General features: G+C 55.8%; 11 protein-coding genes. 1 reads left to right on the top strand and 10 read right to left on the bottom strand.

The genetic code is table 11. The features are described from left to right. Positions 1-163 precede the first annotated feature (163 nt). From tal to mutS, 3 genes are all read right to left on the bottom strand, one after another. The gene (gene tal / locus KRAC_RS09635; RefSeq protein WP_007906483.1) at positions 164-1,294 is read right to left on the bottom strand and encodes a transaldolase; all 1,131 of its coding nucleotides are present in this window, start codon (positions 1,292-1,294) and stop codon (positions 164-166) included. A 242-nt stretch (positions 1,295-1,536) separates the two neighbouring features. Next, positions 1,537-3,549, bottom strand: a complete 2,013-nt coding sequence (tkt, locus tag KRAC_RS09630; RefSeq protein WP_007906482.1) for a transketolase — start codon at positions 3,547-3,549, stop codon at positions 1,537-1,539. Positions 3,550-3,751: 202 nt separating this feature from the next. Next, entirely contained in the window at positions 3,752-6,538 is a 2,787-nt protein-coding gene (gene mutS, locus KRAC_RS09625; protein ID WP_040442207.1) for a DNA mismatch repair protein MutS, read from the bottom strand. Between the two features lie 321 nt (positions 6,539-6,859). Here mutS and KRAC_RS09620 point away from each other — a divergent pair, with 321 nt between their 5' ends. Continuing rightward, entirely contained in the window at positions 6,860-7,270 is a 411-nt protein-coding gene (locus KRAC_RS09620) for a lipopolysaccharide assembly protein LapA domain-containing protein (RefSeq protein ID WP_157506367.1), read from the top strand. A gap of 32 nt (positions 7,271-7,302) precedes the next feature. On the opposite strand, the gene KRAC_RS09615 is transcribed toward KRAC_RS09620, so the two are convergent. The 7 genes from KRAC_RS09615 to KRAC_RS73660 all read right to left on the bottom strand — a co-directional run. Next, complete coding sequence (locus KRAC_RS09615; RefSeq protein ID WP_007906475.1) at positions 7,303-8,841, bottom strand: hypothetical protein; 1,539 nt, start codon at positions 8,839-8,841, stop codon at positions 7,303-7,305. Further along, positions 8,834-9,451 (bottom strand): hypothetical protein, encoded by a 618-nt coding sequence (locus KRAC_RS09610; protein ID WP_040442203.1) that lies wholly within the window; start codon positions 9,449-9,451, stop codon positions 8,834-8,836. The genes KRAC_RS09615 and KRAC_RS09610 overlap by 8 nt, the downstream gene beginning before the upstream one ends. 267 nt (positions 9,452-9,718) lie before the next feature. Beyond that, on the bottom strand, positions 9,719-11,131 hold the full coding sequence (locus KRAC_RS09605; protein ID WP_007906470.1) for an FtsW/RodA/SpoVE family cell cycle protein: 1,413 nt from the start codon (positions 11,129-11,131) through the stop codon (positions 9,719-9,721). Between the two features lie 54 nt (positions 11,132-11,185). Further along, positions 11,186-11,635 carry an FHA domain-containing protein gene (locus tag KRAC_RS09600; RefSeq protein ID WP_007906469.1) on the bottom strand — a complete coding sequence of 150 codons (450 nt, stop codon included), beginning with the start codon at positions 11,633-11,635 and terminating at the stop codon, positions 11,186-11,188. Positions 11,636-11,646: 11 nt separating this feature from the next. After that, positions 11,647-12,519 (bottom strand): DUF3662 and FHA domain-containing protein, encoded by an 873-nt coding sequence (locus KRAC_RS09595; RefSeq protein ID WP_007906468.1) that lies wholly within the window; start codon positions 12,517-12,519, stop codon positions 11,647-11,649. Continuing rightward, positions 12,516-13,481, bottom strand: coding sequence for a bifunctional riboflavin kinase/FAD synthetase (locus KRAC_RS09590; RefSeq protein ID WP_007906467.1), 966 nt, complete (start codon positions 13,479-13,481; stop codon positions 12,516-12,518). The genes KRAC_RS09595 and KRAC_RS09590 overlap by 4 nt, the downstream gene beginning before the upstream one ends. Before the next feature lie 206 nt (positions 13,482-13,687). Beyond that, positions 13,688-14,333: tRNA pseudouridine(55) synthase TruB (locus KRAC_RS73660; protein WP_040442201.1), on the bottom strand; the 646-nt coding region annotated here is incomplete at its 5' end.

The following is a 14,333-nucleotide window of genomic DNA, read 5'->3' as shown; positions in this document are numbered from 1 at the left end:
CTGATGCAGTGAAATACTTTATAGTATATACGCGCGCGAGTGCGCCTGAATTTCTGTGCTTGTTCTTCAAGAAAGTCTATGAAGAAACGCAGCAGAACAGGGCAGGGATAATGTATCCCTACCCTGGCGCCTGGCAGGCGTCTATTGGTGCCTGTGCAGACCTCTAGTCAGCAACCTGCTCTTTGAGTGCCTGTTTCTTGCTCTTAATACCAGCGAAGAGCTGGTGGAAAGAATCAATGAACTTCTGGACCCCTTCGTCCTGCAACTGCTTGGTGACCTGGTCGTACTGGATACCATTCTTCTCCAGCTCATCAAGTGTCCGCTTCGCGCCCTCGATATCGTTCTCGATGGTGTTTTTGACGATACCATGGTCGCGGAAGTTCTTGATGGTGTCAAGAGGCATGGTGTCAACCGTATCAGGGCCAATCAGTTCCTCGGCATAGAGGACGTCGCGGTAGGCCGGGTTCTTGGTGCTGGTGCTGGCCCACAGCGGACGCTGCACATGCGCGCCCGCATGCTTCAACGTCTCGAAGCGAGGGGTGTTGAAGAAGCGTTTGAAGTCCTGGTAGACGAGACGCGCGTTGGCGATAGCGGCCTTGCCCTCAAGCTCTTTGAGCGAGGCAGCGCCACCGGCCTTGATCTTGTCCTCAAGCAGCTTGTCGACCAGCGTATCAACGCGGCTGACAAAGAAGCTGGCGACCGAGGCGATGCGGCTGATATCCTGACCCCCGCTGTTGCGCTCCTCGAGTGCGCGCACATAGGCATCGACGACATCAGCATAGGACTGTAGTGAGAAGATCAAGGTGATGTTGACGTTGATGCCTTTGCGTAGGGTCTCATAGATGGCGGGAATGCCAGCCGGGGTCGCAGGGATCTTGATCATCAGGTTGGGGCGCTCGACTATATTCCAGAAGCGCTCAGCCTCTTTAATCGTGCCCTCGGTGTCGTTGGCGAGCTCTGGGGAGACCTCCAGGCTGACATAGCCATCCTTGCCCTCGGTGCGATCATAGATAGGGCGTAGCAGGTCGGCAACGGTGCGGATGTCCTGAATAACCAGGTCCTCGTAGATCTCGTTGGAGCTCTTGCCCTCTTTGATGAGCTGCTGCATCTGCTCATCATAGGCATGACCGGCGCTAATGGATTTCTCAAAAATTGTCGGGTTGGCGGTCACACCAAGAATGCCATCTTCTTTCAGCATTCTCGTGAACTCGCCAGAAGCGATCTGAGCACGGTCAATATTGTCGTACCAGACGCTCTGTCCCTGGTCCTGTAACTGTACCAGTGGATTGGTCATTACATTCTTCTCCTTATATGATGAATGTACGCTTGTAAGTACACATCTTCGTCAAGCTTGTATCTGTTGCCCTCTAAATCGTACTACCAAAGGCAACCCATTTGTCAAGTAGATATAACAGGTATTTGAGGGTAAGAGGGAGAGGTGTCTCCCTCACTTTCAAAGATGTGCCAGGAGCGAAGGCTGGCTATAGTACTCTTGTCCCTGACAGTGGCTCCTGGCCCTTCTCTTTCTCTCTGCGCTTAAAGCAGATTTTTCGCCTTAGTGGTGACATTCTCTACGGTGAAGCCAAACTTCTCGTAGAGGACGCTGAACGGAGCCGAGGCGCCGTAGTGATCCAGGGTGACGGTATCACCATCCAGGCCAACGTAGCGCTCCCAACCGAAGGGAGAGGCAGCCTCGATCGCGATACGTGCCCGTACACTCTTAGGCAGGACGCTTTCTTTATACTCGGCGCTCTGCTTCTCAAAGAGTTCGTGGCTGGGCATACTTACTACACGAACGGCGATGCCCTCTTGTCGCAGCTTTTCTGCTGAGCTAAGCGCCAGGGCCAGCTCGGAGCCAGTCGCGATCAGGATAACCTGTGGTGTCGCCTCGCTATCGCTGATGACATAGGCACCTTTAGCCACATTGGCCGCGCTGGCATGCGTGGTGCGGTCCACGGTGGGCAGGTTCTGGCGTGAGAGCACGATGGCGACCGGACCCTCAATGGTGATGGCGTTGCGCCAGGCCTCGGCTGTCTCGTTCGCGTCACCCGGGCGGATGACGGTCAGGCCAGGGATGGCGCGCAGGGCCGCCAGCTGCTCGATAGGCTGATGGGTAGGACCGTCCTCGCCGACGCCAATGCTGTCATGGGTGTAGACATAGATGGCCTTCTGGCGCATGATTGCGGCCAGGCGGATGGGTGGGCGCATGTACTCAGAGAAGATGAGGAAGGTCGCGCCAAAGGGAATGAGGCCTCCGTAGAGTGCCATACCATTGAGGATCGCGCCCATGGCATGCTCGCGGATACCAAAGTGCATATTGCGACCGTTCTCGTCAGCCGTGAAATCGCCCAGGCCTTTCATATAGGTATTGGTGGAAGGCGCCAGGTCGGCGGAGCCTCCGATCAGGTTAGGTAGCTTAGGCGCGAGCGCATTGATGGTCTTGCCTGAGGCAGCGCGGCTGGCCAGGGCCTCGCCTGCTTTAAAGGTTGGGATTTCGCTGTCCCAGCCCTCGGGAAGCTTGCCGTCCTGCTCCTGCTGCCACAACTGGGCCAGCTCGGGATAGGCTTTGGCATAGGCCGCGAACTGCTCCTGCCAGGCCAACTCTTGCTGCGCGCCACGCTCAACGGCCTGGCGGAAATAGGCCACGGCCTCTTCTGGCTCGTAGAAAGGCTCCTCAGAGGGCCAGCCAAGGTTTTTCTTGGTCAGCAGAATCTCCTGCTCACCCAGAGGCGAACCATGGGCCGACTCTTTGTCCTGTTTATTTGGGCTGCCATAGGCGATGTGCGTGCGAGTGACAACGATTGAGGGACGTTCATCGGCCTGGGCAGCTTCGATGACCTGGCTCACGGCTTCCAGGTCGTTGACGTCGGCGATGTGCTGCACATGCCAGCCGTAGCTCTCGAAGCGCGCACCAACATTCTCTGTGAAGGCCAGGCTGGTGTCGCCCTCGATGGTAATCTTGTTGTCGTCATAGAAGTAGATGAGTTTCCCCAGCTTCAGGTGACCGGCAATAGAGGCCGCCTCGGAGGTGATACCCTCCATCAGGTCGCCATCGCTACAGATAGTGTAAATGTAGTGATCAAGCAGTGTATGGTCAGGGCGGTTGTAGCGGCTGGCCTGGAAGCGTTGTGCGATTGCCATACCAACACCATTGACGAAGCCCTGCCCCAGGGGGCCAGTTGTGGTCTCAACGCCGGGGACGTGGTGGTATTCGGGATGACCAGGCGTGCGGCTACCCCACTGGCGGAAGTTTTTCAGTTCTTCAAGGGGCAGATCATAGCCCGTCAGGTGTAGCATGCTGTAGAGCAGCATAGATGCGTGGCCCGCGGAGAGAATGAAGCGGTCGCGGTTGAACCAGTGTGGATTGCGCGGATTGTGGCGCATATACTTGGTCCAGAGCAGATAGGTGAGTGGCGCGAGCGCCATGGCGGTGCCGGGATGTCCGGAGTTGGCTTTCTGTACACCATCCATAGCAAGAGTACGAATAGTATTGATGCAAAGGTCCTCAAGTTGCTTTGGCTGTACTGGTGATTGCTGTTGCGTTGTCATTAATCCTCCAACAAAGAGATTTTATTTATTGTAAATCGTACACTATCGCCAACCTCTTTAATGATATCACAGATGGGTTCAAGATGGTAGATAGATGAGTAATGTACGTTTAGCATCTGCTCTCGCGCCTGCGGCGCGCAGGGATAGGGTGTATATGCGTATGGCGCGGACATTGCCCGCGCCATACGCATATACACCCTATTCACGAGTCACGTTGTGCTTTTTGTTGTAGTTCATAGAGCTTACTGATAGCCTCTATGGGCGTTAGCTCATCAACCTTCATGGTTTTCAGCTCATCAATGAGCGGGTGTGGCTCGGACGCCAGTAGCGTCATCTGCCAGGCGGCGGGCATCGCCATATCGCGCATGGCCTTGCGGCGCGCCTTGGCATCTCCCTGGCGTTCAAGCTCGGCGAGGATCTCTTCTGCGCGGTGGAGAACGGGCCGGGGAATGCCAGCTAGCTGGGCTACGTGAATGCCGTAGCTGCGATCCGCGCCTCCAGGCACAATCTTGCGCAGGAAAATGACCTTGCCATCTTCCTCGGCCACGGCCACATTGAGGCAGCGAATGCGTGGGAGCAGTTTGCTCACCTCGACCAGTTCATGATAATGCGTGGCGAAGAAGGTGCGTGCGCCACAGCGCTTATTATTATGCAGGTACTCCACGATGGCGCGCGCGATGGCCAGGCCATCATAGGTACTGGTGCCGCGCCCGATCTCATCGAGGATCAGCAGGCTGCGCGGCGTGGCGTGATGTAGGATATTGGCGGTCTCGACCATCTCGACCATAAAGGTGCTCTGGCCCGTGGCCAGGTCGTCCTGGGCGCCGATACGGGTAAAAATGCGATCCACAATGCCAATGGTGGCCGACTCGGCCGGGACATAGGAGCCAATCTGAGCCATCAAGGTAATGAGTGCCACCTGGCGCAAGTAGGTTGACTTACCTGCCATATTGGGGCCTGTGATGATGGCGATCTGGGCCTCGTGATTTGAGATGTCGGTATCATTGGGGATAAACGGGGTATCCGTCTGTGCCTGCTCGACAACGGGGTGACGCCCGGCCACAATATGGATGGTGTCGTCCTCGTTGAGCTGGGGGCGACAATAGTCACTTTTTGCCGCGACCTCCGCCAGGCTCAGAAAAACGTCGATCTCAGCGATGGCGTGGGCGGTATCCAGGATGCGTTCAGCGGCATGGATCGCGATATCCGAGCGCAATTGCGTAAAGAACTCGTTCTCCATCTTGTTGATGCGATCTTGTGCGTTCAGGATCAGCGTCTCGTACTCTTTGAGATCGGGGGTGATATAGCGCTCGCTATTGGTGAGCGTCTGGCGGCGAATATATTCAGTGGGCGCGCGATTCAGGTTGGCGTTGGTGATCTCGATAAAGTAGCCATAGGCTTTGTTGAAGCCGACGCGCAGATTTGAGATACCCGTGCGTTTGCGCTCGCGCTGTTCCAGTTCGGTAATCCATTGCCGGCCATTCTGTGAGGCCTCTTTAAGCTTGTCCAGCTCGGCGCTAAAACCCGCACGGATGATGCCGCCTTCGTTGATACTGACGGGTGGCTCTTCGATAATGGCCTTTTCAATGAGCTCGATGATATCGTCATTCTCGGCGAGGCGATCAACCAGGCGTACAAGGGAGGGCGCGTTCTCGCTCGCGGTTTCATCGAGGCAGGTGCGTACCTCGGCGGCGGCGTGCAGGCCCGTTGCGAGGGCCACCAGGTCGCGTGGGTTGGCGATACGCTGGCGAACGCGGTTGATCAGGCGCTCCAGGTCGCCTGCGCGTTTGAGTGCCTCTCCCAGGCGCGCCTGGAGCAGGGTATCGGTGAGGAGTTCGCTAATCGTCTGCTGGCGCAGTTGTAGGGTAGGAATATCCAGCAGGGGCTGTCCGATCCAGCGCCGCAGCAGGCGCCCTCCCATCGGCGAATGCGTCTTATCCAGCACCCAGAGCAGCGAGCCTTTGACCGAGTTCAGGCGTCCTGTCTCAAAGAGTTCCAGGTTGCGGCGGGTGTAAGGATCGAGGGTCATAAAGTTATTGGTCGAGTAGGTTTCCAGCGCGATCAGGTGTTGGAGCAGGCCCTTCTGAGTCTCCTGCACATAAGAGAGAACGGCGCCTGCGGCCCGGACGGCCAGGGGCAGATGGGCGCAGCCAAAGCCTTCAAGTGAGGAGACCTCAAACTGCTTGAGCAGGCGGTGACGGGCATCGTCTTCGGCGAAGTAGCGTGAGTCATAGGGGGTGACATGCCCGGCCAGACCTGAGAGCAGTTTGACGAGGGGCGCATAATCTTCTTCCTCATCCTCTTCCGCCTCCAGGTCGGGAATTTCCGCGTTGGCGTTCCCGTTGCTCCCCAACTTTGTGACCTGCTTCTCGCTCATGACAGTGGCCAGCCAGCGCTTCTTGCGATTGCCCAGGCGGCTATAGTGGGCTTCGACCAGCACCTCGGCGGGACTGACGCGTGAGATCTCCTGTTGAATGGCTAGCTCAGGCTCAGGCGTGGCAAATTGTGTGACCGCGAACTCGCCCGTTGTAATGTCGATATACGCGATACCAATGGCACCTCGACCGGGGACGACCGCAGCCAGAAAATTATTGCGTTTCGCGGCCAGCATGGAGGGGTCTATGATGGTGCCAGGCGTGACAATGCGGACTACTTCGCGCTCAACCAGTCCCTTCGAGAGGGCGGGATCGCTCACCTGCTCGCAGATTGCCACGCGGTACCCCTTGCCAACGAGTCGGGCAATATAGCCGTCGGCCGCGTGATGAGGAATACCCGCCATGGGGGATTTCTGCCCACGCCCAAAGTCGCGCCGGGTCAGGGCGATTTCCAGTTCGCGGGCGACGATCTCGGCGTCATCATCAAACATTTCGTAGAAGTCGCCCATGCGGAAGAAAAGGATGGCGTCTGGATTTTGGCGTTTAATATTCAGATATTGTGCGCGTACTGGACTCTGGCTGTTGGTCTCGTTCGCGAACTCTTCAAATAACACTTGCTTTTTCCCTCCTGTGATCACGTGTCTCAGTATAATTCTATTCTGTGCATGCGTCAATTTGGTGGAAGAAGAGTAGGAAATGCAGTGCCCTTGCGTGAGAGGAGCTTTCGCGCCTGCGGCGCTCAAGGGTACAGGGTATGGTGGTAGATGACCTGTCAAAGCCAGATCATCTACCACCATACTCTGTACCCTAGGTGAGCTTGCGAGCCGAGGCAGGGGCGAAAGAGAAATTGGGAATTCCTGCTAATAATGGCTATACCACTTGTAACTCGCGCCAGTTGGATTATAATATTGATATATTTGATTAAGGAGGGCATCGTGTTCTACCTTGTACTAGTGATGATCGTGCTTGCGGGTGGTGTGATAACGCTCGTTGCGGTCCAGAACCTGAGTAATACAACGCAACTCGAGGTCTTGATCTGGCAAGCGCCAGCGCTGCCAGCAGGGCTTTTGATTCTGGGTGCGTTTATCCTCGGTGCGCTCTTGTTATACCTTTCGAGCGTGGGGTCTGCCATCTCTGATCGCAAGCAGATCCAAAAACTGCGCCAACGAGTCAAAGAGCTGGAACAGCAGCAAGCGCAGCAGGCGCAGTCGCCTCAGCCTCCCCAGGCGCCCAGTGCGACGATGCCGCCCCAGGGACCTGCTGGCTCTGGTCCAGGTCCTATACAGATGCAGCCGACCGCGCCAATAATGCAGATGCCGGGCATGTCTGGTCCATTAAAGAACTAATACGTCGTGCCAGGGCCTGTCCCTGGCTGCGTTTACGTATTCCAGATCTGCCTGAGCACTTTCCGAACGAGGACTGGTAACCCCTTCTCACTGGTCCTCGTAGCCTTTTCTTGAGGCTTTTCAGGCGCTGGATTTTTTTTATTTTCGCTATCTGTCGTATGTTCCTGTATGGTTTGCTTACCAGGCTCCTCGGCCATCCTGGCAGCCTCTTCTCTAGCCCCTTCAGGTTGACTATGGTTTGTCATGGCTGTGGGCGCGTTATGTTGCATTTCTGCGCCTGCGTCGGGCAGATGCCTGGGCTGGAGGGGGATGGTTGGCTCATCTTCGATAGCAACCGGTGCTGGCAACTCAACTTCGCCCTGTACCTCTTCCTCTTCCAGGACCTCATCTTCTTGAGGCTTTCGTGGAGACGCCTCAGCCCCTGGTTCGGCGCTGGCGATTTCTGGGGATGTGCTCTTCTGGGGTTTGCGACGTGGCACCAGTTCAATCGTGTCCTCTTCATCTAGCCCCGTCACCTCTTGCTCCTCTATTGCTTGTTCGCTGGGCGAAGGCGTATGCATCTCAGGTGTCTCTGTAGGAACCTGCTCATTCTGGTCGGCGCTTTCGCCTGGCTCCGGAGTCATGGGACGAGTATCGATCTCGTCCAGGGCTAGCTCTAATTCTGGCTCGTTTACCAGTGACTCTTCCGCTTGCACTATGGCGTGCTCTTGAGTGGCATGTGGCAGCGTCTGCATGTCTTCAATAGGGGTTGGTTCCTCTTCCTCCAATGGGGGGAGTTCCTGGGTAGTGCGCCTGGTTGCCTGGATTTCTGCTCTAGGAGACTCCACTGTAGGCTGTTCCTGTATCGGGGCAGAGGTGATTTCATCGCTCGCTACAGGCGATGTTGTCGTTTCGGTCATCTCTGCTTGTTCAGGCGCGGGAGCGATACTCTCCTGGTGTGCCTGCTGCGGCTCTTCAAGACTGTCGTCATCGCTCATGAGCTTCTGTAAAAGCTCTTCCGCAGTAGGCACAATCGCCAGGTCATTTCCCTCCTGGGCGACGGGCTGGAGAACCTGGGAGGACTGTAGATCCTGCGAGGCCTCTTCATCGTTCATGGAGTCGAGCCAGTCATAGGCCCCTTCGAGGGCGTTCTCGCACCAGCGAGTGTAGTCACCGCGAATAAGGTCCAGCTTTTCACAGCGCTCTAAAAGTTGCGCGGTATGGTCGAGCCAGGTGTCGCCTCGATCAAGCATCTGATCCAGCAGATGCAGATTCTCGACGCCACTGGCTTGCAAGCGCGCAAGGGCTGCCAGCGCGATGGGAGAGGGCTGTACTGACTCAGTAAGCGATGCATTATCCGCGATTTGTTGCTGGAGCCAGGCGACCTCCTGCTGTACCAGGGCCTGGCGCTGTTGGAGCGTCCAGAGCTGGTAGGAGTGCGTAAATTGCTCAACCTGCGCGGGATCCAGGTGCGCGAAGAGCGCCACCAGGGCCTCAGGCAAGGCTACTGGCTTGCCGATGTGTTCCATTTCGGCGTGTGTGTGTTCACGCTTCTCCTGGCCGGCTGCCAGCCTGCTATCGGGTTTATTCATGCCCTTCCAGCCTCCTCTCCTGACCAGGTTTTGATGAGGTATCACGGTGCCAGCGCTTCGCCCAGCGCTGAATGGACTGATTGACCCGATCTGCCTGCTGATCGACCAGGAGTTCATCAGACTCTTCAGCGGACGCTGTGGAGTTGAGTTCTGGCTGGTTCTGGCTAGCCTCCTCTACGGGGGTGCCAAAGATCGCCGACGCTTTGGAGGCGTCAGGGCGCTGACTGGGGGTCGCTGTTTTCTCCGGAGTAGCAGGAGGAACTGGAGAGATGGGACCGTCCCAGATGGCGACTGAGGGAGCATCAGGGGCACGTTGAAGTGGTTGCCTGGCCGCGGGGGCCTCTTCATTCCTGGCCTCGGACCTGGCGCTGGCCTGCTCACTGGCTGTTACCGCGTGTGCTTCTTCTGTCCTGGGTGCATGGGGGGCGGTCTCGCCCTGTTGCTCGATCACAGCAAGCGCTTGTTCGCGCTGATGCTCGGACAAGAGCGCTTTCACCAGCGGATTCGTGTAAATTGGCTCGTGATGCTCTGCAAGCGCTTGCTCGAGTGCGTGTGCCTGCTCTTCGAGTTGCTGCAAGATTTGCTCTTGCTGTTTTAATTGCGCCTGCAACTGCTGATTCGCTTCTCTATAATAAAGCCATTGCCGGTATTGCCCCATAAAACGTGTGCCCCGCAGAGAAAATATGGATGTGTTTATTGTGTGATGGAGACGCTTCTCTCCACAATGGCAGTATAGCACCAGGGGAAACGAGAAACAAGCAGCGTGTTTGCGTAAACACTTTGAGGCCCGTAGAGGGTGATCCTGGTTGACTATGCCAGTCAACCAGGATCACCCTCTACGGGCCTCAAGGCAATCTGCGTACGAGGTTTAGTAGTGTTAGATTCCTCCGTTGCGTTGAAGTGCAGTGTTATGCGAGATGCGCAGGAGGATACCAATAATGATGTAGTTCGCCAGTACCGAGCTACCTCCCTGGCTTAAGAATGGGAGGGGGATACCGGTCAGAGGCATGAGCTTTAAGTTACCGGCGATAATGACCAGGGTCTGGACAGCAAAAATGGTTGTCAGGCCGGCTGCCAGGAGTTGCGAGAACGTATCGGTGGCCTGCGTGGCGATGCGATACCCACGATGAATGATCAGGAGGTAGATGCCTAGAATGGCAAAGAGGCCCATCAGACCAATCTCTTCTCCCAGCCCTGAAAACATCAGGTCGGATTCGACGACGGGAATAAAGCCGCCTGGATGTCCCATGCCAATACCCGCACCAAAGAGCCCGCCGCTGCTGAGGCCAATCAGGCCCTGCAAGATCTGATACCCCGCATTGTCGGCGAAGGTGTTGTCTTTCGTGGTCCAGTGCTGCCAATTAACGACGTCGAAGCCCACAACGGCGAAGCGGTTACGGACATAGCTGAGGAGCATGTAGCCCACGAAGCCGAGTATGATAAAGGCGCCAAGCGCTGAAAGCACGTAAGTCAGGCGTCCAGTGGCGAGATACATCAGCGAGAGAAAGGTACAATAGATCAGCAAGGCCAGCCCCAGGTCGCTCGCGATCAAAAAGATGAGCAGGGCCAGGCCTAGCATTGTCAGCAGGGGGCCGAGCTGACGTAGCGGGGGTAGATGTAGCTTCCCCAGGCGCAGGTAGCCCTGGGCCAGGATATCGCGGTTATCATTGAGATAGGCGGCGAAGAAAATCACCAGGGTGATCTTAAGGAGTTCAGAGGGCTGTAAGCCGGTGCCGCCTACCGTCAGCGCATCACGTGTAGGACCACCACCATGGCTACGGATACCATTGTAAAGGGCTGGGAGTGCTAAGACGAAGCTCACGAATGCCCAGGTATATTTGTAGCGTCCGAGCCAGGTGACATCGCGGAGTACTGCTAGCACGATACAACAGAGTCCCATACCAATGACTACCCAGAGTAATTGGCGGGAACCCAGCGTCTCAATAGGAGTAGGTAAATCGGGTCCGATGCGTGTGGCAAAAAGCACGCCGATACCGCTGAGGAGACCAACGAGAGGGAGTAAAACCTGGTCGGCTTTGCGGAAGAAGATATTGAGCACGGCGTGCACGCCCAGCAGGGCCGCGATCAGGCCCAGAACTGGAATCAACCCCTGAAGTGGGGGGAGTGTTTTGGTGCTAAAGGGAGCATTGGCATCAAGCGCGGCCTGTTTGAGCGAGTTGGCCAGAAGTAGCTGAGTCATTACCAGGATAATGATCAAGCTGGGAATGATTAGCAGGCCTAATTCTCGCCAACGGTAGCGTGACAATGTCCCGGGTGCTTGGCTTGCCATCCTCGATTAACACCTCTCTATCTTGTAAGCATTTACAGTCGTACGGCTCGTTGGTTACTGGGTGAGTTTGAATTGAATATAACCAACGCTCACAATATCGCCCGCTCGGGCAGGAAGAGCTTCACGGGCAGGTTGGTTATTGACGTAGGTACCATTGGAGCTACCAGCGTCCTGGACGTACCAGGAGCCGTTACGGAACCAGACGCGGCTATGTTCCGCGGAGACAACTGGATCCGAGATCTGAATGGTATTGGTTGGGCCACGACCAATCGTGGTCTGTGGCTCCAGGGCAAAGCGCGTACCCGGCATCAGGTTGCTAGGGCCGCTATTGACGACCACAAGATGCCCAATGGTTTTGGCGCGAGCAGCACCGCCATCTTCACCGGTGGCTGATTTGCGCAGGTCGCGTGTAATGGCCAGGACAACCTGCATCAAGAAGAGGTACAGCAGGATGACCAGGAGAATACGTAAGATGAATAAAAATGAATCAATTTGTAATGGCATGGGGCCGAGGCTCACCTTCTCTCAAAGTAAAAGTCGTAGCTACCAATGGTAAAGTAATCACCATTGCGCAGCATATGTTGCCGCATATGCGGGGTCCCATTAATAGTAATGCCATTGGTGCTGCCGAGATCAAAGATCGAAAAATGGCCACTCTGGAACTTGATCTGGGCATGGTAGCGCGAGACGCGTTTATCTTCAACAATAATATCGTTACTTAGCTGGCGACCAATGTTGACGATTGGCTTTTCGATGCGATAGATCTGCTGATTGGCCTGCGGTAGTCGGATTGTGAGCCAGGCCTGTGGCATAGGCGGCTGGGCTACCTGTGGCACGGGCGATGCAGAAGGCTGCTGAGGGAAATTTGGATTACTTCCCGAGGCGGGTGGGTTGGATGGCGCGGACGAAATGCCGGGCAACTGTTGCCCCTGGGGAAGAGCGGCACGGATTTGTGCGAGTTGTTCCGCGCTCAGAGCCTGGGTGGCCATTGCGCCACCGGCCTGTCCATCAGCAGTCTCGGTCTCGATGCGTACCTCGCTGACACCCAGGTCGCTTGCGGCATGTAGGCGAATCACTGGCATGGTACGCAGGGTATAGCGGCGATGACGTGCAAACTCCACCAGGTGGTTCTGCCAATCGCGGACCAGCATTGCCTGGGTGGGTGTAAACTGTTGATGATCTTTGATGCTCAGGTAAATGTCATAGACGTTGGGCGCAAGGCGTCGTCCCTCGCCCTGAAGGAGGGTATTGTCTTCCATGGCTCGCTCAAGATGGCGCTGTAACTCTACCGGCTCGAGGCGAGACGGAAAGAGGCGAGCGAACGGGCGCTCAATCATGCGCTGCATGAACGATTCAAATTTATTCAGCGGGTTCTGGCGAGCTTTCAATTGCTCACACTCCTGAGAGTTAAAATGTGTCGCGCTTGCTGGCTATCAGCTTCAATCTGTGCCTTTAAGGCTTCAATTCCGGGAAAGCGCTGCTCACCACGCAAGCGGGCAATAAATTCTATCACAATATAGGCGTCGTATAAATCAAGCTTAGCATCGAGTAGATGCGCTTCAACAAGACGCTCTTTACCATTAAACGTTGGACGAATGCCAATATTGACTACACCGTTATAAACGGGGGAAATTGCCTGCCCGTCACTTTCTGGGCCTTCTTGCTTGGATATAAACACACGCGCCGCGTAGACCCCATTGGCGGGCAAGAGCTTATGGGGATCAGGACGGACGTTTGCTGTCGGGAAACCAAGGACGCGCCCACGCTGATCGCCATGGACAACGATGCCGCCCACCTGTACCGGGTGCCCGAGGAGCCGGTTGGCCTCCTCGACCTGACCCTCGCTTACTAGCGTACGAATGCGTGTGCTACTAATGCGCTCCTGTCCCGCCTCTTCCAGGGCGACCGACTGAACCTCAATGCCATGGCGTTGCCCATAGGCTTGCAGGAAAGCGACGTTTCCTGTCCGATTATGTCCGAGGCTAAAGTTGGAGCCGACGACCATACCACGAATCTGAAAGCGCTGGCAGAGCTGATCCATAAAGTCTTCCGCGCTTAAAGCCGCCACCTCAGGGGTAAAATTGATAACGATAGTATCCTGAATATATCCAGTCTGGTGCGCGATTTGCAGTTTTTCTTCCAGGGTCGTCAAGTATTGGACATAAATATCTGGCCGCAGGACCATAAGGACATGTGGCGTAAAGGTCACGAGCACTGGTTTGCTGTGAAGCTGTTCGGCGAGCGAATGTAGCCTCTGCAACAGGTGCCGGTGTCCACGATGTATGCCATCAAAGTTGCCGATGGTCACGACAATCGGCTCTGAATTAGTGAGTGTTGTTGTGTAGTTCATAGATGTATGTGTGTATGTGAGAGTATTTCTGAGAATTGCGTATAGGCATGCATCTGCCTTTGATGCATAGTATAACTATAGTACCACAGCCCATTTTTATCAGCAATAATATTAGCCATTGCGCCTACATTGTGTCTACGAAAAATACGCTCCTTACGAGGCTGGGCGCCTTTTTCGTAGCCCCCAGGTAATTACAGGGGGTACACCTAGTGCGTGCTGGTGGCAAAGACCTTTTTAGGATGCCAATACTGGCGCTGGTCGTCCCATTGCGCAATCGCCAGAAATTGACCCTCTTCGCTATATATACGCGCCAGCGTGGAAGCGGGTTGTGGGGCCTGGACAGATGTCCTAATGGGATTACCATGCAGAACCTGGGTGACCTGTTCGGTACTCAGGGTAAGCGCGGGATACTGGCGAAGAGCGGCGTCGGCTGGAAAGAGATATTGTGTGACGCTTTCGTCTGCAATGGCGCTCTCTAATTGGTCGAGGGTAATGCTCTCAGCGAGGGCAAAGGGGCCACTGCGTGTGCGGATCAGCCCTCCCAGGTGTGCGCCTGTTCCTACATGTTCACCCAGATCATAAGCAAGCGAGCGAATATACGTACCCTTGCTACACGCCACCACCAGCGTCAGGCGTGGAGGCTCCCAGGCCAGGATCTCCAGTTGCGAGATCGTAATGGGGCGAGGTGCCAGCTCGATCTCACTTCCGGCACGTGCCAGCTTATAGGCTGGCTGTCCCTGAATTTTGATCGCGGAATAGCGAGGAGGCTGCTGCATCTGCTCTCCGAGGAAGGCTGGTAACGCTTGCTCAAGCTGCTCTTGTGTGAGTGAAGTCGCGTCATGTGTGCGTAGG

The sequence above is a fragment of the Ktedonobacter racemifer DSM 44963 genome (genome assembly GCF_000178855.1).
In the GTDB taxonomy this organism is placed as follows: Bacteria; Chloroflexota; Ktedonobacteria; order Ktedonobacterales; family Ktedonobacteraceae; genus Ktedonobacter; species Ktedonobacter racemifer.
The sequence above is the reverse complement of the archived record's forward strand: the minus strand, read 5'-3'. Positions and strand labels throughout refer to the sequence as shown.

Excerpts from the sequence above, each read along its gene's own strand:
- KRAC_RS09615 (WP_007906475.1), bottom strand. The coding sequence starts at position 8,841 with ATGAATAAACCCGATAGCAGGCTGGCAGCCGGCCAGGAGAAGCGTGAA.
- KRAC_RS09590 (WP_007906467.1), bottom strand. The coding sequence starts at position 13,481 with ATGAACTACACAACAACACTCACTAATTCAGAGCCGATTGTCGTGACC.
- KRAC_RS09600 (WP_007906469.1), bottom strand. The coding sequence starts at position 11,635 with ATGCCATTACAAATTGATTCATTTTTATTCATCTTACGTATTCTCCTG.
- tal (WP_007906483.1), bottom strand. The coding sequence starts at position 1,294 with ATGACCAATCCACTGGTACAGTTACAGGACCAGGGACAGAGCGTCTGG.
- tkt (WP_007906482.1), bottom strand. The coding sequence starts at position 3,549 with ATGACAACGCAACAGCAATCACCAGTACAGCCAAAGCAACTTGAGGAC.
- KRAC_RS09605 (WP_007906470.1), bottom strand. The coding sequence starts at position 11,131 with ATGGCAAGCCAAGCACCCGGGACATTGTCACGCTACCGTTGGCGAGAA.